The 18,597-nt window shown below is 67.7% G+C and carries 20 protein-coding genes; 11 read left to right on the top strand and 9 right to left on the bottom strand.

Annotated features, from left to right (window positions below; genetic code table 11):
- The first annotated feature begins 80 nt into the window (after window positions 1-80).
- Both moaA and IM25_RS21105 read left to right on the top strand, forming a co-directional pair.
- Window positions 81-1,139, top strand: coding sequence for a GTP 3',8-cyclase MoaA (moaA, locus tag IM25_RS21110; RefSeq protein ID WP_033097713.1), 1,059 nt, complete (start codon window positions 81-83; stop codon window positions 1,137-1,139).
- Window positions 1,132-1,410, top strand: coding sequence for a MoaD/ThiS family protein (locus tag IM25_RS21105; protein WP_006550379.1), 279 nt, complete (start codon window positions 1,132-1,134; stop codon window positions 1,408-1,410). Before moaA ends, IM25_RS21105 begins: the two co-directional genes overlap by 8 nt.
- Here IM25_RS21105 and nadE read toward each other — a convergent pair.
- Window positions 1,407-2,243, bottom strand: a complete 837-nt coding sequence (gene nadE / locus IM25_RS21100; protein WP_006550380.1) for an ammonia-dependent NAD(+) synthetase — start codon at window positions 2,241-2,243, stop codon at window positions 1,407-1,409. The two genes, IM25_RS21105 and nadE, sit on opposite strands and share 4 nt — an antisense overlap.
- Window positions 2,244-2,320: 77 nt before the next feature.
- On the opposite strand from nadE, the gene IM25_RS21095 reads away from it, so the two are divergent.
- The gene (locus IM25_RS21095) at window positions 2,321-3,121 is read left to right on the top strand and encodes a fructosamine kinase family protein (protein WP_033097714.1); all 801 of its coding nucleotides are present in this window, start codon (window positions 2,321-2,323) and stop codon (window positions 3,119-3,121) included.
- Window positions 3,118-3,666 carry a nucleosidase gene (locus IM25_RS21090; protein ID WP_033097715.1) on the top strand — a complete coding sequence of 183 codons (549 nt, stop codon included), beginning with the start codon at window positions 3,118-3,120 and terminating at the stop codon, window positions 3,664-3,666. The genes IM25_RS21095 and IM25_RS21090 overlap by 4 nt, the downstream gene beginning before the upstream one ends.
- 21 nt (window positions 3,667-3,687) lie before the next feature.
- Here the strand turns inward: IM25_RS21090 and IM25_RS21085 are convergent, their stop codons facing one another.
- The 3 genes from IM25_RS21085 to IM25_RS21075 are packed head-to-tail and all read right to left on the bottom strand — an operon-like array spanning window position 3,688 to window position 5,572.
- Entirely contained in the window at window positions 3,688-4,107 is a 420-nt protein-coding gene (locus IM25_RS21085) for an META domain-containing protein (protein WP_231912084.1), read from the bottom strand.
- A 24-nt stretch (window positions 4,108-4,131) separates the two neighbouring features.
- Window positions 4,132-4,923: an META domain-containing protein gene (locus IM25_RS21080; protein WP_033097717.1), complete on the bottom strand. Its 792-nt coding sequence runs from the start codon at window positions 4,921-4,923 to the stop codon at window positions 4,132-4,134.
- A gap of 4 nt (window positions 4,924-4,927) precedes the next feature.
- On the bottom strand, window positions 4,928-5,572 hold the full coding sequence (locus tag IM25_RS21075) for a TetR/AcrR family transcriptional regulator (protein ID WP_024101427.1): 645 nt from the start codon (window positions 5,570-5,572) through the stop codon (window positions 4,928-4,930).
- A gap of 128 nt (window positions 5,573-5,700) precedes the next feature.
- Between IM25_RS21075 and IM25_RS21070 the strand changes: the two genes are divergently transcribed.
- The 4 genes from IM25_RS21070 (at window position 5,701) to IM25_RS21055 (ending at window position 10,213) form a co-directional block, all read left to right on the top strand.
- On the top strand, window positions 5,701-6,258 hold the full coding sequence (locus IM25_RS21070) for an NAD(P)H-dependent oxidoreductase (RefSeq protein WP_006550386.1): 558 nt from the start codon (window positions 5,701-5,703) through the stop codon (window positions 6,256-6,258).
- A gap of 222 nt (window positions 6,259-6,480) precedes the next feature.
- The gene (locus tag IM25_RS21065; RefSeq protein WP_051121499.1) at window positions 6,481-7,095 is read left to right on the top strand and encodes a 2Fe-2S iron-sulfur cluster-binding protein; all 615 of its coding nucleotides are present in this window, start codon (window positions 6,481-6,483) and stop codon (window positions 7,093-7,095) included.
- Window positions 7,092-8,093 carry an FAD binding domain-containing protein gene (locus tag IM25_RS21060; RefSeq protein WP_024101424.1) on the top strand — a complete coding sequence of 334 codons (1,002 nt, stop codon included), beginning with the start codon at window positions 7,092-7,094 and terminating at the stop codon, window positions 8,091-8,093. Before IM25_RS21065 ends, IM25_RS21060 begins: the two co-directional genes overlap by 4 nt.
- A complete protein-coding gene (locus IM25_RS21055; protein ID WP_065996363.1) occupies window positions 8,090-10,213 on the top strand; it encodes a xanthine dehydrogenase family protein molybdopterin-binding subunit in 2,124 nt (707 codons plus the stop codon). The genes IM25_RS21060 and IM25_RS21055 overlap by 4 nt, the downstream gene beginning before the upstream one ends.
- On the opposite strand, the gene IM25_RS21050 is transcribed toward IM25_RS21055, so the two are convergent.
- From IM25_RS21050 to IM25_RS21030, 5 genes are read right to left on the bottom strand one after another with little or no spacing between them, the layout of a single operon-like run.
- Complete coding sequence (locus IM25_RS21050) at window positions 10,193-10,660, bottom strand: ATP-binding protein (RefSeq protein ID WP_082921110.1); 468 nt, start codon at window positions 10,658-10,660, stop codon at window positions 10,193-10,195. The genes IM25_RS21055 and IM25_RS21050 overlap by 21 nt on opposite strands.
- Window positions 10,650-10,985, bottom strand: a complete 336-nt coding sequence (locus IM25_RS21045; RefSeq protein WP_065996361.1) for an STAS domain-containing protein — start codon at window positions 10,983-10,985, stop codon at window positions 10,650-10,652. Before IM25_RS21045 ends, IM25_RS21050 begins: the two co-directional genes overlap by 11 nt.
- Complete coding sequence (locus IM25_RS21040; RefSeq protein WP_033097720.1) at window positions 10,982-12,937, bottom strand: glycosyltransferase; 1,956 nt, start codon at window positions 12,935-12,937, stop codon at window positions 10,982-10,984. Before IM25_RS21040 ends, IM25_RS21045 begins: the two co-directional genes overlap by 4 nt.
- Complete coding sequence (locus tag IM25_RS21035; protein WP_033097721.1) at window positions 12,934-14,172, bottom strand: PP2C family protein-serine/threonine phosphatase; 1,239 nt, start codon at window positions 14,170-14,172, stop codon at window positions 12,934-12,936. The genes IM25_RS21040 and IM25_RS21035 overlap by 4 nt, the downstream gene beginning before the upstream one ends.
- The gene (locus IM25_RS21030; protein WP_033097722.1) at window positions 14,169-15,128 is read right to left on the bottom strand and encodes a glycoside hydrolase family 26 protein; all 960 of its coding nucleotides are present in this window, start codon (window positions 15,126-15,128) and stop codon (window positions 14,169-14,171) included. The genes IM25_RS21035 and IM25_RS21030 overlap by 4 nt, the downstream gene beginning before the upstream one ends.
- Before the next feature lie 393 nt (window positions 15,129-15,521).
- Between IM25_RS21030 and IM25_RS21025 the strand changes: the two genes are divergently transcribed.
- The 3 genes from IM25_RS21025 (at window position 15,522) to nrdE (ending at window position 18,563) form a co-directional block, all read left to right on the top strand.
- On the top strand, window positions 15,522-15,752 hold the full coding sequence (locus tag IM25_RS21025) for a redoxin NrdH (protein ID WP_006550390.1): 231 nt from the start codon (window positions 15,522-15,524) through the stop codon (window positions 15,750-15,752).
- A 109-nt stretch (window positions 15,753-15,861) separates the two neighbouring features.
- On the top strand, window positions 15,862-16,314 hold the full coding sequence (gene nrdI / locus IM25_RS21020; protein WP_006550391.1) for a class Ib ribonucleoside-diphosphate reductase assembly flavoprotein NrdI: 453 nt from the start codon (window positions 15,862-15,864) through the stop codon (window positions 16,312-16,314).
- Window positions 16,315-16,397: 83 nt separating this feature from the next.
- Window positions 16,398-18,563 (top strand): class 1b ribonucleoside-diphosphate reductase subunit alpha, encoded by a 2,166-nt coding sequence (gene nrdE, locus IM25_RS21015; RefSeq protein ID WP_019288422.1) that lies wholly within the window; start codon window positions 16,398-16,400, stop codon window positions 18,561-18,563.
- Window positions 18,564-18,597: the final 34 nt, after the last annotated feature.

Here is an 18,597-nt window from a genome sequence, read left to right as displayed (position 1 = left end):
CGCGTGTGCCCCGTCTGTCCGGATGCGATGTCACGATCGGCGGTTGTGGGCATACTGGGCTGTATGAAAGCGATGGTCGTATGACAGCGGTGGACATGGGCATCCCGGTCGTGCGCGATCGCGCAGACGACGCGTCCGATCGGCCCGACGTGCCCGAGCTTCTCGATCGCTTCGGTCGCATCGCCCGCGACCTGCGCGTGTCCCTCACCGAGAAGTGCTCGTTGCGCTGCACCTACTGCATGCCGGCCGAGGGACTTCCCGAGATTCCGCGCGACCAGCTGCTCGCGAGCGCCGAGATCGTGCGTCTGGTGGGCATCGCGACCGGTCGACTCGGTGTCCACGAGGTGCGCTTCACCGGTGGGGAACCGCTCATGCGCCGCGATCTCGAGGAGATCGTCGCCGGATGCGCGCAGCAGACGCCGGGGCTGCCGATCGCGCTGACCACCAATGCGGTCGGTCTCCGGCACCGTGCGCGGGCGCTGGCGGACGCCGGACTGACCCGCGTGAACATCTCCCTCGACACCATCGACCGCGAGCACTTCGCGCGGCTCACGCGCCGCGATCGGCTCGATTCGGTGCTCGACGGTATCCGCGCCGCGGTGGCCGCCGGACTGGGTCGGGTCAAAATCAACGCTGTCCTGATGCCGGAAACCCTCGAAGGTGCGGCCGATCTGCTCGCGTGGTGCCTGGACGAGGGCGTGGAACTGCGGTTCATCGAGCAGATGCCTCTCGACGCCGATCAGAACTGGGCGCGCTCGCAGATGGTGCCGGCCCAGCAATTGCTCGACGTGCTCGGGCAGCGGTTCACGCTCACGGAGACCGAACGCGAGGACCTGTCCGCGCCGGCCGAACGCTGGCTCGTCGACGGCGGACCGGCGACCGTCGGGATCATCGCGTCGGTTACGCGGTCGTTCTGCAGCGACTGCGACCGCACGCGGTTGACGGCCGAGGGAACGGTCCGGTCCTGCCTGTTCAGCGACCGGGAGACCGACCTGCGCGCCGCTCTGCGGGGCGGCGCCACCGACGACGAACTCGCCGCGCTGTGGCGCGGGGCGATGTGGAACAAGTGGGCCGGACACGGCATGGACGCGGCGGACTTCGCGCCGCCGCAGCGGAGCATGGGAGCTATCGGTGGCTGAGGTGACGACGGGGATCGAGGTGCGGTACTTCGCGGCCGCAGCAGATGCGGCCGGACGCGAGAAGGACACGATCGACCTGCCGGAAGGCGCCGATCTCGGCACGCTGCGTGCCGTCCTCGTCGATCGTTACGGCGCCGATATGGAGCGGGTCCTGTCGGTGGCGGCCTTCCTGCTCGAACCCGGCGACGGCGGCACGGGCGAACTCACCCGGGACCTCGGCCGGCCGGCCGGGTCCCGAGTGGACGTCCTGCCGCCCTTCGCGGGTGGTTAATCCTCACGCCACCAGGTGTCGAAGGGCCCCACGGGCATCACGCGCTTGTGCCGCGTGTCGAGGAACTTGGCCTCGAGGCGCTTGGCGAGGTCGTCGGTGACGTCCTTGCCCTCGAGATAGTCGTCGATCTCGCTGTAGGCCATGCCGAGCGCTTCCTCGTCAGGCAGCGCGGGACGGTCGTCCTCGAGATCGGCGGTGGGGATCTTGATCCAGGTGCTCTCGGGTGCTTCGAGTTCGCGCAGCAGCGCCGCACCCTGCCGCTTCGTCAGACCGGCCAGGGGAGTGATGTCGACGCCGCCGTCGCCGTACTTGGTGTAGAAACCGGTCACCGCTTCGGCGGCGTGGTCGGTGCCGACCACGAGGTAGCCGAGTTCTCCGGCGATCGCGTACTGGATCATCATGCGTTCGCGGGCCTTGATGTTGCCGCGCACGAAGTCGCGCAGACGCGTCTCGGTGCCGTACAGCGCGCGAGCCGCTTCCGAAGCCGTCGCGTCGGCGCCGGGCTTCACATCCACACCGAGAGTGCGATCGGCTCCGATGAACTCCAATGCGACGAGGGCGTCGTGCTCGTCGGCCTGCTTGCCGTAGGGCAGGCGGACCGCGACGAACTCCGCCGTGTGGCCCTCGGCGCGGAGCTTCTCCGCGGCGAGCTGGGCGAGCTTGCCGGCGAGGGTGCTGTCCTGCCCGCCGCTGATGCCGAGCACGAATCCCTTCGCGGGAGTGCTGCGCAGGTAGTCGGCGAGAAACTGCACCCGCGCGTCGATCTCGGCGCGCGGGTCGATGGAGGGTTTCACCCCGAGTTCTTCGATGATCCGATCGCGAAGGTTCGTCATCTTCACGACCCTAGCGTTCCTGTGTTACTGCTGCGATACAACGGAGAAGAGGGTGGGCGAAGAGGGCGGGACGAAGTGTGCGGTCGGGCAGACTCTTCGGGGTGAGCACCGGAGACGTCTTCCGCAAACACGACCCGCACACCCATCCTGATTTCTTCCGGGCCGAGGCGGCCGGTCTGGCCTGGCTCGCCGAGGCCGGTATGCCGGTGGTGGCGGTGCGGTCGGTGAGCGAGCACCACATCGAACTCGAGCGGATCGCCGAGGCATCCCCGTCCGCCGAGGCCGCACGGGAGTTCGGTGCGGCACTCGCCCGGATGCACGACGTGGGCGCCGCCGGTTTCGGTGCGGCACCCGACGATTACGACGGGCAGCTGTTCATCGGCCGCCGCCCCATGAGCCGCACCGTGCACGACACCTGGGGATCGTTCTACGTCGCAGAGCGGGTGCTGCCCTTCCTGCGCATCGCGGTCGAGGCGGGCAGCGTCACCGGCCGTCAGTGCCACGACATCGAGGCCGCCTGCGATCTCGTCGCCGCCGGAGCCTTCGACGACGAGGATCCGCCCTCGCGCCTGCACGGAGACCTGTGGAACGGCAACGTGCTGTGGTCGCAACGCGGCGTCGTCCTGATCGATCCGGCCGCGCACGGCGGCCACCGCGAGACGGATCTGGCGATGCTCGCGCTCTTCGGTTGCCCGCACCTGGGCCGGGTCGTCGACGGCTACGAGGCGGCGCATCCGCTACGCGTCGGGTGGGAGCAGCGGGTGCCCGTGCACCAGCTGCATCCACTGGCGGTGCACGCCGCGGGATACGGTGCCGGGTACGGGCGGGAGCTGCACCGGGCGGCACTCGCGACCCTCGAACTCGGAGGCAGTACGTGAACGGGATCCTCGTCGTATCCGCGACCCGCGCCGAGGCGGCGCACGTCCCGGAACGCTACGAGACGGTGATCACCGGGATCGGGAAGGTCGACGCAGCGGTGGCCGTCACCGCGGCGCTCGCGGGGTATCCGGCCGACGCGCGGCCGCTCGTCGTGAACATCGGCACCGCCGGCGCATTGCACACCCACCATTCGGGACTGTTCCTGCCGTCCGCCGCGATCAACCACGACATCAGCAGCGAGATCCTGAAGAGCCTCGGTCATCCCGTGCAGGACGTCGTGCAGATCGACGACGGTGACGGCAGCGTGCTCGCCACCGGTGATTCGTTCGTCTCGGACGCCCAGATCCGCGACGCGCTGTCCGCGCGCGCCGATCTCGTCGACATGGAGGGTTTCGCAGTTGCCTACGCCGCCCGCCGCATGGGCGCGCCGTGCCGACTCGTCAAGCACGTGAGCGACCGGGCCGACGATTCGGCGCTCGACTGGCCGAAGCAGGTCGACCGCAGCGCACAGGAACTCGCCCGCTGGCTCGTCGAGCGTTACTGAACGATTCCATGACGAACGATCTCAGCGCCCGTCCGTACGTTCGGTGAGGGTGACGGTCACCGCGCCGGTGGTCAGGGTGAGCACCTCCCCGTCGAGAGCCCACCGGGGTGTGCCCGCGAACAGCGTCCGTACCCAGTCGTCGGCGCCGTCGCGCGGGGGAGGACACGCCATTCTCGTGGACGCGAGCGTCCCGGCGCGGATCCTGCTCCCGGACAGGTCGGCGGTGCCGGTGAACCGGTTGCATCCGGCGGACGCCGCGACCCGCTCCCGAGCGGGGAACGACAACTGGAGCGGACCGCCGCCGGGGATCGGCCGCCCCTCGACCTCGGTCGAGATGTAACGGCGACCGATCGGGTCGGACGGCGACGACCCGAACATTCCGCACCCGGACAGCAGCGCACCCAGTGCGAGGACGACGACCACGCGGACTGCTCCCGGCATGGGTCTCACGGTACCGAGGAGGGATCAGCGGGCCGTGAACTCCAGTCCGTCGGTGCCGTTCGCTGCGGTGAGAATCATCGACGAGCCCCGGACGATGTAGGTGGTCTCACCTGCGAGCACGTTCAGGACGTGCGTCTCGATGTCGGCGAGCTCGGGATCGGCGCAGGCCGCGCGGGTCATGGTGAGCGGTTCGAACAGGATGACATCGTCGCCCACCTCGGCGCTGCCGCCGAACTCGTTGCACCCCGTGTTCCCGGTGAGGGTGCCGTCGTCGGCCAGGGTGAGCGTCGGCGCGGCGTTCTCCAGGGCGACCGACCTGACGACGGCGTCGGCGGTGCGCAGCGAGGTCACCACCCACTCGGTGCCGGTGATCGGCAGATCGGGGTCGACGACCTTCTCGTCCTCGAGCGAGACCGTGATGTCGTCGCCGGTGAGCATGAAGGTGTCCCCGTCGAGCGACCAGCGCGGCTCGGCGTCGAACAGCGTGGTGAGCCAAGCGTCTGCTCCCTCGCGTTCCGGCAGGCAGGCCATCATCGTGCTCGCCAGGTCCGATGCCTTCACTCGGCCGTCGGCCAGGTCCACGCCGCCGACGAAACGGTTGCAGCCGGCGGTCGCGGAGATGCGTCCGTCCTCCGGGAACTCGACGACCATCGGTCCGTCGCCCGGGATCTGCGTGCCGGTCACGCTCGTCGAGACGAAGGTGCGGCCGGTGAGGTCCTCCGCGGAGTTGCCGTCGGCCGAATCCGAATCGGTGCTGCACGCGGCGGCCACCGCTGTCAGGGAGACCAGTGCGAGCACCCGGAATGTGCGAATCATGCCGTTACGGTACGGCGCTCGACCCAGATTTGCGGCTACCTCGACCGGTCACGACACGGTGTGCGAGTTCGGCCCAGTTGTCGGCGAGTCGGCGGAGCGGATGTCCCAGCTCGCGCCACTGGTGGAGCACGAGGGTGGCCTCGAGCGACGCGACCAGCGAGGTCGCCAGCAATCGGGTGTCGCCGGTGACTCCGGCGGCACGCAGCAGTGCGTCGACGTGGGCGAGCGAGACCAGGTGGGCGGGAGCGGTGTAGTGGGAGTCGGTGGCGGATTCGGCCGCGCGGAGCAGTTCGCCCTGCACCTCGACGAGTTCGATGCGTGCACGACCGAAGGCGATGAGCCGGTCCAGGGCCTCGGCGTCGGGGCCGAGCGGTGGCGGGCCGAACAGGAAGCCCTGCTGGAACTCGCGCTCGCTGTGGTCGAGCAGTGCCCGGACGAGCCCGGCGCGGGAGCCGAACCTGCGGAAGACGGTGCCCTTGCCGACCCCGGCCCGCGCCGCGACGGCGTCCATCGTCACGGCATCGACGCCGCGCTCGGCGACGAGCAGGGCGGCGGCGTCGAGCAGACGGGAACGATTGCGCGCTGCGTCGCCCCGTTCGGAGAGTCGTTCGTCCGCCAGGGGGAGAGCCCGGCTGTTCGCCGCAGACAGCGCCCGACCGTCCGCGTGCGGGAGGGGGCGAGTGTTCACAAGGTCACACTCTAGCGGGGCAGGGAATAAAGCGGACCACGGTCCGTTTAAAATTGCGTAGTCAACCACTTCGACCCGAGGATGTTCCCATGACCCGAGTTCTCGCCCTCGTCGGCAGCCTGCGTGACGGCTCCGTCTCCCGCCAGCTCGCCGAGACCGCCGCGGCGGTTGCTGCCGAGAACGTCGAGGTGACCCTCTACGAGGGCCTCGCCGACGTTCCCTTCTACAACGAGGATCTCGACGGCGAGGCTGCCCCCGCTGCTGCCGTGGCTCTGCGCGACGCCGCTGCCGAGGTCGATGCCGTGCTGATCGTCACGCCCGAGTACAACGGCACCGTCTCCGCGGTGCTCAAGAACGCCGTCGACTGGCTGTCGCGCCCCTACGGTGCCGGCGCACTGAGCGGCAAGCCCGTCGCCATCGTCAGCCAGTCGCCCAGCCAGAACGCTGCGAAGTGGGCGCTCGAGGACGCGGTCAAGGTCGTCGGAATCGCCGGCGGCAAGGTCGTCGACGCCGGCTCGCTGTCGGTCGGCGAAACCTTCGGCAAGTTCGGCGGCGAGCACGCCAAGGAGCACGCCGAGACCGCGCAGCAGGTCGCAACGGTCGTCGCCGCACTGGCCGACGCCACCAAGGTGCTCGCCGACGCCTGATCGAGACGTCCGTCGTCCCTGCCGGTACCGCCGGCACCGAGAGCGGCCGGCGGACCGACCGACACCCCCGGTGCCGGAGACCCGTGAGGTCTCCGGCACCGCGTATCCGCAGGGTCCGGCCGAGCCGCGGACGCTCCCCTCGTCGCTCGTCGCATCTCGACGGTTCGATGACGCCTGCAGCGGGAATGCCCCGAACACAGCCCACTGTTCGGAGGTTTGCCCATGACAAGCGGGGACACGAGGACCGATACCGGCCACCGACCCGATCTCGACATAGTTCTCCACGTCGACGGGGTGGAGCGTCGCGTCCCGATCGACGTCCGCACCACCGTGCTCGACGCACTGCGCGACCGCCTCGGGATCACGTCCCCGAAGAAGGGATGCGATCTCGGTCAGTGCGGAGCGTGCACCGTGCTGATCGACGGCCGGCGCACCCTCTCGTGCCTGGCCCTCGCCGCCTCGCACGACGGCGCCGAGATCGTCACCGCCGCCGGACTCGGCGACGGGGAGATGCATCCGCTCCAGGCGCAGTTCATCGAGGACGACGCCTTCCAGTGCGGCTACTGCACCCCCGGCCAGATCTGTTCGGCCGTCGGCATGCTCGACGAGTTCGCCGACGGGGCGCCGAGTCACGTAACGGCCGATCTCGAACAGGCACCCGAACTCGACGACGACGAGATCCGGGAACGCATGAGCGGCAATCTGTGCCGCTGCGCCGCCTATCCCAACATCGTCTCGGCGATCCGCACCGTCGCCACCGGCGACAGCCGAATCGGTGCAGGCGACAGCCGAATCGGTGTCGGCGACAGCCGCCTCGATACGGAGGAGACGCGATGAGCCCCCTCCGCTACGAGCGACCGGCAGATCCCGCCGCCGCCGTCGCCGTCGTGCACGAGACACCGGGTGCGGTCTTCCTCGCGGGCGGCACGAATCTGGTCGACCACCTCAAACTCGGCGTCGCGACCCCCGATCTCCTCGTCGACGTCTCGCATCTTCCGCTCGACGCCGTGGAGGAGACGGCCGACGGGGGAATCCGGGTGGGCGCCAACGTCCGCAACAGCGACCTCGCGGCGCATCCCTTCGTGCGGCGCAACTACCCGGTGCTGTCGCGCGCACTGCTCGCCGGTGCCTCACCCCAGCTCCGGAACACCGCGACCACCGGCGGCAACCTGCTCCAGCGCACGCGGTGCTCGTACTTCCGGGACGTGAGCACCCCCTGCAACAAGCGCGAACCCGGCAGCGGCTGCTCCGCCATCGGCGGATACACCCGCTACCACGCGATCCTCGGCGCCTCGGAGCACTGCGTGGCCACCCATCCGTCCGACATGGCGGTCGCCCTGCTCGCGCTCGACGCCGAAGTCCTGGTCCTCGGCCCGGACGGCGAGCGCGCCATCGCGGTAGAGGACTTCTACCGACTCCCCGGCGACACACCCGAGCGCGACACCGTGCTCGAACGCGACGACCTCATCGTCGGCGTGCAGATCCCCGCGGCGCAGAGTTCGCTGTCCACCTATCGCAAGGTGCGCGACCGGGCGTCCTACGCCTTCGCGTTGGTCTCCGTAGCGGCCGAGATGACCGTTGCGGACGGGACGATCACCGGGTGCCGCATCGCATTCGGTGGGGTCGCACACCGGCCCTGGCGGGCACACCGCGCGGAGGAAGCACTCCTCGGGCAACAACCCTCCGATGAGGTCTTCGCTGCGGCGGCCGAGGCCGAACTCGCCGACGCGAGTCCCCTCGACGGCAACGCCTACAAGATCCCGCTGCTGCGGCGAACCGTGGTGGCGACCCTGCGCGAACTCGACGAACGACGGGAACGAGGTGGATCCGCATGAGCCCCGAGCCGATCCGAGCAGGTGGACGCTCCACCGCGCGCATCGACGGACCGGCGAAGGTCGCCGGGACGGCACCGTACGCCTACGAGCACCCGGTCGACGATCCCGCCTACCTCGTACCGCTCACCTCCACCATCGCCCGTGGACGCGTCGACCGCATCGACACCGCCGCCGCAGAAGCGGTGCCCGGGGTGCTGAAGGTCCTCACTCCCTGGAACGCCCCACGTCTCACCGAAGAGGCCGAGGGCGAGTACTCCGTCCTGCAGACACCCGACGTGCTGTACCGGGGTCAGATCATCGGCGCGGTCGTCGCGGAGAGCTTCGAGATCGCCCGGGAGGCATGCTCGCTCCTGAAAGTCGAGTACAGCGAGGAACCGCACGACGCGCTCTTCCGCGCCGACCATCCCGACGCGTACACACCCGAGACCGTCAACGGCGGCTACGAACCCGACACCGAGCGAGGCGACGTCGACGCGGCGTTCGCCCGCGCCGAGACGGTGATCGATCAGTGGTACTCCACCCCTGAGGAACACAACAATCCACTCGAACCGCACACCGTGGTCGCGATCTGGCGGAACGACGTCGTGCCGTCGAACAGTGAGACCGACGGATACACTCTGACGCTGTACACCTCGACGCAACATCCGCACGGTGTCGTCGAGACCCTCGCGCCGGTCTTCGGTCTCGACGCGGCCCGGATGCGGGTGGTCTGTCCGTACATCGGTGGGGGATTCGGTTCCAAGGGCGGTCCTCACGCGCACGACGTCCTCGGTGGACTCGCGGCGCGGGCCCTGGCCGGGAAAGCGATCAAGTTCGCGGTCTCCCGACCAGACATGTTCGGTTACGTCGGGTACCGCGCTCCGACCGCCTCGCACATCCGGCTCGCGGCCGACAGTGACGGCAAGCTCACCGGTCTCGTGCACGAGGCGTTCGCCCAGTCGTCCCGGGTCACCGAATTCGTCGAACAGGCGGGGGGGCCGCTGCGCAATCTCTACGACGTCGCCAACGCCCGCACGTCGCATCGCGCGATCACTCTCGACGTGCCGGCGCCGTTCTGGATGCGCGCGCCAGGTGAAGCGCCGGGCATGTTCGCCGGCGAGGTCGCGATGGACGAGCTCGCCGCCGAACTCGGGATCGACCCGATCGAACTGCGCATCCGCAACGAACCCGAGTCCGATCCGGAGACGGGGAAGCCGTGGTCGTCGCGCCGGCTCGTCGAATGCCTCCGCGGAGGAACACAGCGATTCGGGTGGGATCCGTCCGACCGCGAACCCGGCACCCGGCGGCAGGGCAACACCCTGATCGGTACCGGCATGGCGGTCGCGACCTATCCCCACATGGTCAATCCCGGCTCGGAAGCCCAGATCCGGTATCTCGGGGAGGGGCGCTACTCCGTCCGCATCGGAGCCACCGACCTCGGTACGGGTGCGTGGACGGCCCTGACCCTCATCGCCGCCGACGCACTCGGATGCCGACCGGAGGACGTCGACCTCGAGATCGGCGACAGCGCACTGCCCAACGGCACGGTGGCCGGCGGATCGTCGGGCACCTCGTCCTGGGGAACCGCGATCGTCACGGCCGCAGAACAATTCGGTAAACGCTTCGGCGACGATCCGCCGGTGGGTGCCGAACTGTCCGCGTCGGCAGCCGAGAACCGCGAACTCGAGCACTACACCGCGCAGTCCTTCGGTGTGCACTTCGCCGAGGTGCACGTCGACGCCGACACCGGCGAGATTCGGGTGCCCCGGATGTTCGGTCTGTTCTCCGTGGGACGGGTGATCAATCCGCGAACCGCGCGTTCGCAGGTCATCGGCGGGATGTCCTTCGGGATCTCGATGGCGCTCTTCGAGGAGAGCATCCGCGACGCGCGTTTCGGGCACGTCGTCAACCACGATCTGTCCGAATACCACGTGCCGACACACGCTGACATCCGCCGGGTCGAAGCGGATTGGCTCGATGACGAGGACCTGCATGCGACACCCATGGGGTCGCGGGGGATCGGTGAGATCGGGATCGTGGGCAGCGCCGCGGCGGTCGTCAACGCCCTGTGGCACGCGACCGGAGTGCGGATCCGGAACCTACCGGCCCGCCTCGACGACCTACTGCCCGGACTGCCCTGACGCGTCGGACCGGTGACAGACCAGCAGCCAGCGATTGGTGCCGGCCTGTCGCCGGTACCGCAGCTCGTCGAGCGCGGCGAGGGCGATGGCGAGTCCTCGACCGCGCTCGGCGAGGGCATCCGGGAGTTCGACCGAACGCAGATCCACACGTGCCGGGGCCCCGTCGTCGATGAATACTGCTTCGAGACGATCCGGGTGGAGCTCCAGCGTCAGCGTCACCGAGACAGCTTGTCCCCGGCCGGTGTGCTCGATGATGTTCGCGGCGATCTCCGCGACCGCGATCTCGAACTGCACGCGGTCGGACTCGTCGAGTTCCTCGGCGGCGAACATCTCCGCGACCAGATCCATGATCCGGTCGAGGGTGCCCTCGCTCGTCGGGGCGGACAACTCCCACCGGCAGGGCGCCCCGTCGGACGGCTGCGCGTCGGACGGGGCGTCAGTCGCCATCGAAGGCCGCGTCCGCGGAGTCGTGGGTCGCCAGGACCCGATCGAGGCGGGTCAGCGCGAGCACGCTCTGCACCTGCGCCGTGGGCGAGGCGATCCGCAGGTCGCCGCCGGCCTGCCGCGCCGCCTTCAATCCGGACACGAGTGCGCCGAGCCCGGACGAGTCGATGAACTCGGTCGTGCTGAGGTCGACGAGGAGCCGATGGGATCCGTTCTCGACGAGATCGCGCAACTGCTCGCGAAGACGTGGCGCCGCAACCATGTTCAGACGACCGGTGGGTTGCACGACGGTACTCGTTCCGACCGTGCGGGTTTCGTAATGGCTCATCGAACTCCTTCGTTCTCGGGTCCACGGTAGCGAGCCGCGCCGATCACCACCGACAGAATCAACAGGTCGAAGACGACCCAGACGAGGTTCGCGGTCACGCCGAGAACCGAGATGTCGCCGAGGAACAACCGCACCGCGCCGACGACCGCCGCCACGACCAGCAGTGCCATGACGAGCAGTTGCTGACGGAACAGATACCAGGGGACGCCCTCGCCGCCCTGGCGTGTCTTCGGGGTGACCGCGAAATCGAGCGGTTTGTCGAAGTACACGTTGAGGAAGGCCGTCCAGCATGCCTTGATCCACACCGGGAACAGCGCGAGGCTGTACTGCTGGCCGCGCCAGGTCGGCGTGCCGCGGCCGACGACGAAGAACAGCAGCTGACTGAGGATCAGGAACGGGACGAGCCGCGCGAAGAAGTCGAGACTGTAGGCTTCCACCGGCAGGATCCCGAAGACGAGATAGATCATCGGCGCCGCGAAATAGGCGAGGGCCGCGAAACCGGAGAGATAGCTCCACATCGTCGCCCAGTACATGAGGCGCTGCGCGAGGGTCATGCCCTTCTGGACGAGCGGATTCTCCCGCAGCATCACCTGGATCGTGCCCTGCGCCCACCGGAGTCGCTGCGTGACCATCGTCTTCGGATCCTCCGGTGCCAGTCCGTAGGCGAGGATCTCGTGGTGGTAGACGGACTTCCAACCCGCGCCGTGCAGACGCATGGAGGTGGCCATGTCCTCGGTCACGGAGATCGTGGCCAACGCGAGCATCGGCTCGGCCTCCTCGGCGCGGTCGACGTCGACGGCCCGGATCATCGCCCGGATCGATTCGAGCGCGCCGAGCGGCGACCATTCGCGGTCGGCGAGGCGGTCGAGCACGGTCTCGTCGATGGTGAGCGCGTCGGTGCCGTGCGCGTCGAGGGCGGCGATCTCCTCGAGATCGGCTCGGATACCACCGAAGTCGGCATCGACGATGCTGCGCGCGGCGGCGTCGACCGCCTGCTGGAAGCGGAAGGTGACGTCGGCGAGCGCCGCGCCGGCCCGCCGTTCGCCGCGTGCTGTACGCACGGCCTGTCGCACCGAATCCAGTGCCGCGGCGACGTCGGGCTGGTCGGCGGGCACCTTCCGGCGTGCGCGGTCGACCACCTTTCCTGCGGTGCGCAGGGTGCGTTCGACTCCGTCTTCGACGGCTTGGACGTAACCGGTCAGGCCGAGCTGCATGAGCGCTTCGCGTCGGAGGATTGCGTTGGACCCGCAGAAGAAGGCGGCGTTCCAGCCGTCCTTGCCCTGCTGGATCGGGCCGTAGAACAGCGGGGCCTGGCTGCCGAGCGGGTCGGACTCGGGAACGTTGGTGAAGTACTGCGGTGTCTGGACCAGGGCGGTGCGGTCGTCGGTGAAATATCCGAGTGTGCGGTCGAGGATCTCGGGTTCGGGCACCTGGTCGGCGTCGAGGATGAGCAGGAACTCGCCGTCCGAATGCAGCAGCGCGTTGATCAGGTTGCCCGCTTTGGCATGGCGTGGCTTGTTCGTCCAGCTCGCCGCCCGCGTCATGTAGTCGACGCCGAGTTCGGCGGCGGCTGCGGCGAGTTCGGGCCGGGATCCGTCGTCGAGGATCCACGTCCGGTGCGGATACCGGATACGCTTCGCTGCCGTGGCGGTCCGCAACACCAGATCGACCGGTTCGTTGTAGGTGGTGATGAAGACGTCGACCGTCATCCCCTCCGGCGCTGCGGGTGGTTCGGGCCGTCTCCTCAGCCGCCACATCGTCAATGCGAAGAGCAACGAGTCGATCAGGCTGTAGGTCTCGGCCAGCACCAGCGGAACCGCGATCCACCAGGCATCCCAGTTCACCGAGAACAGCCAACGCCAGACGATGTAGTTCAGGCCGACGACGACCGTGAGGACGATGAGGACACGCAGGAACGGTGACGGGTAGCCCTCCTTCGTGACGGCCTTCACGACATCTCGTTCCGTCGTATCGCGACGACCGTGACGTCGTCGAGCGGAGGTTCGTTCACCGTCAGGGCACGTGCTGCGGCCACCAGCGCCTCCGGGGTCGGATGGCCGGCGACGAAACGGCACAGTGCCGCCGGGTCGCTGTTCTCGTCGAGCAGGTCGAGCAGTCCGTCCGAGCAGACCACCAGCATGTCGCCGGGCGCGAGGTGCGCGGTCTCCGATGTCCATGTGGTGGCGGGGAACACTCCGAGCGGGGGACCGTCGCCCTCGAGGGGTTCGACCCCGCCGTCCGCGCGACGGATCGCCGCGAGTCCGTGCCCCGCATCGGCGTGGTCGACGTCTCCCGTGGAGAACTCGATCGCAGCGACGAAGGAGGTGGCGAACGTTCCCGTGTGCTCGAAGTCGTCGGCGAGGTGCTCGGCGCCGAGGGTCAGCGCCATCCCGGTGTCGAGGACGCCGACCGGACGACGTCCGAAGCGCTCGAGCACCCGGCCGGCACCGCGCAACGAGGAACGCACGCCCGACGCCAGGATCGCCGCGCCGAGGCCCTTTCCCATCACGTCGGCGACGGAGATCACGACGCCCTCACGGAGCCGGTAGTGGTCGTAGAAGTCGCCACCCACCACGAAGGCGGGCAGGCAGACGGTGGCGATCTCGTAGCCCGGAAGGTCGGATAGCGGCCGGGGGAGGAGCTGCTTCTGGATCTCGGCGGCGCGGTCGAGTTCGTCGGACCGGTCGAGTTCGCGCTGGGTCCATTCGGCCAGCTCCGCGAAGGTGTCGAGCTGATCCGGGTCGAGGTTCCTCTCCTCGGTGTCGTAGATGCAGAAGGTGCCCACGGGATGACCGGCCGGACCGAACAGGGGGTAACCCGCGTAGAACCGGATCCCACCCTCACCACCGATACCGGGGATGTCCATGAAGGCGGGATCGGTTGAGGCGTCGGGAAGGACGAGTGCGGGGTCGTCCGGCCGCTCGTACGCGCGCGCGATGGTGGTGCGGCACACCGTCCTCTCGCGAGGAACTTCGGAGAGTTCGAGTCCGAGGATCGACTTGAACCACTGCCGGTCGTGGTCCATCAGCGACACCGACGCCATGGGGACGCCGAACACGCGGCACGCCATGCGGGTGATCTTGTCGAAGCGCTCCTCGTGAGGGGTGTCGAGCAGCTCGAGTCGCTCGACGTCGCGCATGCGCTCGTCCTCGAGATGGTCGGGGAGCAGCGACGCCTCGGATGTCATCGTGCGGTGTGTCTCCTGTGCAGAGCGTCGTCCAGGGCCGCCGCGCACTCGGCCGTGCTGGTCAGGCGCCAGTCGGTTTCCTTGTTGTGATGGAACCACACGAACGTCGTCACCGCGGGGTGACTGTCCAAGTAACCCACCAGATCCCGGATCCAGTCCGGCTTCGACCCACCGGCCTCCGCGCTCGCGACCTCGGTGACCGCGACGGGACGACCCGGGGCGATCCGGCCGAGCTCGTCGAAGGTCGGTCCGAACAGATCTTCGGGGGACTGCCAGCGACTCCACGGCCGGGTGGTGCCCCAGTTGTAACCGTCGACCCCGACGACGTCGACGTGGTCGTCACCGGGATACAGGGGTGCGATGGGACTGCTGCCCTCGTGCGGGACGTTGACCGTCCAGATCCAGCGCACGTTGTCGGCCCCCTTGGAAGCGAACAGTTCGTGCACGTGTCGCCACGCCGCGACGTAGGTCTCCGGTGGGGTGCCGCCGGCGGGACCCCAGGGATACCAGTCCCCGTTCGGCTCGTGTGCGAAGCGCAGGTACACCGTCCCGCCCCAGGCGGTGAGTTCGTCCGCCCACCGGTAGAGATGGTCGTCGTGGATCCCGGCGGCGATGTCGGCCATCGTGATCGACGTCCGGTCGTATGTCCCGTCGCCACGCTGCAGCCACGGTTCCCACGTGACGATCGGGTCGGCTCCCGAGGCGCGCACGATGTCGAGGGCCCCGACGGGTGGTGGGGAGAGGAAGTCGACGAACCACAGCACCGCGCCGGGTGCGGTGCCGACCGCCTCGGTGACCGCGCGGTACTCGTCGACGGCCACCGGGCCGCCCGGGGTGCTGATGCCGAAGCGGGGACACGCGGTGCTCGTCTCGTCGAGCGGGGCGGAGATCGGTTCGCACTCACGGCGCGAGTCGCAGGCGGCGCACAGGGACAGTGCCAGCAGTGCGGCGAGCATCGCGCGAACCGGGTGCACGAGGAGTCATTCTTCCCGCCCGGAGCTCCCCGCGCAGGCCCTTCGGAGGGTGTTCTCGCGGTGCCCTCGCGAAGTTGTCGGTGGCACCCGCCACACTGTGCTCGAGGTCTCTCTCGTACGCGCTGCGGCGACACGCCGGGACACGCCCGAAACGCCGTGGAGGGAGGGTCGCGACCTGGGAATATCACCTTTGTAAGTCACAACATCCTGGGTTCTGTGTATCCGATGGACACAAGGTGTAGTGTCTAGACCGCTGGAGGGCCACAAGTGCCGACGATCTCTCGGGGAAGCGGGATCGGACGGATGAGTGGGCTTCCGGGTAACGCACAGCAGTCAGTCGTCAGGCCGCCCACGGCCGTCGGAAAAGGGGCATTCATGAACATCACCGTCTATACCAAGCCTGCCTGCGTCCAGTGCACCGCCACCTACCGCGCCCTCGACAAGGCCGGCATCGAGTACGACGTCGTCGACATCAGTGAGAACCCCGAGGCCCGCGACTACGTCATGGCGCTGGGATACCTCCAGGCGCCTGTCGTCGTCGCCGGCGACGACCACTGGTCGGGCTTCCGCCCCGACCGCATCAAGGCGCTTACCGTCGCTGCCTGAGCCCGGGCCGCGTTCGCGGCGGCCCGATCGTCGTCGTCTCCGGGCGGACGTGTTCTTCCGTGTCCGCCCGGGCCGGTCTTCGCAATCGAATGAAGAGTGGTGACTACCGATGGCTTCGCTGGGGTCGATCCCGGGAACATCGCTGGTGTACTTCTCGAGTACATCCGAGAACACCCACCGATTCGTGCAGAAACTCGGGATTCCGGCCAGCCGTATCCCATTGCACGATCGTGAGGGAAATTTCGAGGTCCACGATCCGTACGTGCTGATCGTGCCGACCTACGGTGGCGGGACGACCGCCACGGGCCGTGATACCCGCTATGTTCCCAGGCAGGTCATCCGATTCCTCAACAACGAGCACAATCGGGGCCTGATCCGCGGTGTCATCGCGGCGGGTAACACCAACTTCGGCGACTCGTACTGTTTCGCGGGAGACATCGTCTCGCGCAAGTGCAAGGTGCCGTATCTGTACCGGTTCGAGTTGATGGGCACGACCGACGACGTCGAGCGTGTCCGCGACGGTCTCGCCCGATTCTGGGAGTCCGTGCTCCAGAACGCCTGAGCCACATCCGTATCCGTATTCGACGCGCGTCGCGGACGTGACTGCGCGGCCGTTTCCTAACTCCGACAAGTGGGGACAGCACTGTGACCATTACCGATCCCGCTCCCGCCACGAGCGCACACCTCGACGATTCGCTCAAGGATCTCGACTACCACGCGCTCAACGCGATGTTGAATCTGTACGGCCCCAACGGCGAGATCCAGTTCGACAAGGATGTGGCCGCCGCCCGTCAGTACTTCCTGCAGCACGTCAACCAGAACACGGTCTTTTTCCACAACCTCGACGAGAAGCTCGACTACCTCGTCGAGGAGAACTACTACGAGCCCGAGGTGCTCGAGAAGTATTCGCGCGCATTCGTCAAATCGCTGTTCGAGCACGCATATTCGAAGAAGTTCCGGTTCCCGACCTTCCTCGGTGCGTTCAAGTACTACACCTCGTACACGCTCAAGACGTTCGACGGCAAGCGCTACCTCGAGCGTTTCGAGGACCGTGTGTGCATGGTCGCGCTGACGCTCGCCGACGGCGACGAGATCCTCGCCCGGCACCTCGTCGACGAGATCATCTCGGGTCGTTTCCAGCCGGCCACCCCGACCTTCCTCAACTCGGGCAAGAAGCAGCGCGGCGAGCCCGTTTCGTGCTTCCTCCTTCGCATCGAGGACAACATGGAGTCGATCGGCCGCTCCATCAACTCCGCACTGCAGCTGTCCAAGCGCGGTGGCGGTGTCGCCTTGCTGCTCAGCAACATTCGTGAGCACGGCGCTCCGATCAAGAAGATCGAGAACCAGTCCTCCGGCGTCATCCCGATCATGAAGCTGCTCGAGGACTCCTTCTCCTACGCCAACCAGCTCGGTGCCCGTCAGGGTGCCGGTGCGGTCTACCTGCACGCGCACCACCCCGACATCTACCGCTTCCTCGACACCAAGCGTGAGAATGCCGACGAGAAGATCCGCATCAAGACCCTCTCGCTGGGCGTCGTCATCCCCGACATCACCTTCGAGCTGGCGAAGAAGAACGAGGACATGTACCTGTTCTCGCCGTACGACGTCGAGCGCGTCTACGGCAAGCCCTTCGCCGACATCGACGTCACCGAGAAGTACTACGAGATGGTCGACGACAAGCGCATCCGCAAGTCGAAGATCAAGGCGCGCGAGTTCTTCCAGACCGTCGCCGAGCTGCAGTTCGAGTCGGGCTACCCCTACGTCATGTTCGAGGACACGGTGAACCGGGCCAACCCGATCGCCGGCAAGATCACGCACTCGAACCTGTGCTCGGAGATCCTGCAGGTCTCGACTCCCTCGGAGTTCAACGACGACCTGTCCTACAGCCATGTGGGCAAGGACATCTCGTGCAACCTCGGCTCGCTGAACATCGCGAAGACGATGGACTCGCCCGACTTCGCGCAGACCATCGAGGTCGCCATCCGCGGCCTGACGGCCGTCTCCGACCAGACGACGATCTCGTCGGTGCCGTCGATCGAGCGGGGCAACAACGAATCCCACGCCATCGGCCTCGGCCAGATGAACCTGCACGGCTTCCTCGCCCGCGAGCACATCTTCTACGGGTCCGAAGAAGGCGTCGACTTCACGAACATCTACTTCTACACCGTGCTGTTCCACGCCCTGCGTGCGTCGAACAAGATCGCGATCGAGCGCGGCTCGTACTTCAAGGGCTTCCCGGAGTCGAAGTACGCCTCGGGTGAGTTCTTCGACAAGTACACCGATCAGGTGTGGGAGCCTGCCACCGAGCGGGTCCGTCAGCTGTTCGCCGAGTCGGACATCGCGATCCCCACGCAGCAGGACTGGCGCGAGCTGAAGGAGTCCGTGCAGAAGCACGGCATCTACAACCAGAACCTGCAGGCGGTTCCGCCCACCGGTTCGATCTCGTACATCAACCACTCGACGAGCTCGATCCACCCGGTCGCGTCGAAGATCGAGATCCGCAAGGAGGGCAAGATCGGGCGTGTCTACTACCCGGCGCCCTACATGACGAACGAGAATCTCGAGTACTTCCAGGATGCATACGAGATCGGCTACGAGAAGATCATCGACACCTACGCTGCTGCGACGCAGCACGTCGACCAGGGGCTGTCGCTGACACTGTTCTTCAAGGACACCGTCACCACCCGCGACGTGAACAAGGCGCAGATCTACGCGTGGCGCAAGGGAATCAAGACCCTGTACTACATCCGCCTGCGGCAGATGGCGCTCGAGGGCACCGAGGTGGAGGGTTGCGTCTCCTGCATGTTGTGACCCTGCTCCACGACAGTCTTTGCATCAGCACACA

The organism is Rhodococcus sp. p52, assembly GCF_000763325.2.
Classification (GTDB): Bacteria; Actinomycetota; Actinomycetes; order Mycobacteriales; family Mycobacteriaceae; genus Rhodococcus; species Rhodococcus pyridinivorans.
The sequence above is the reverse complement of the archived record's forward strand: the minus strand, read 5'-3'. Positions and strand labels throughout refer to the sequence as shown.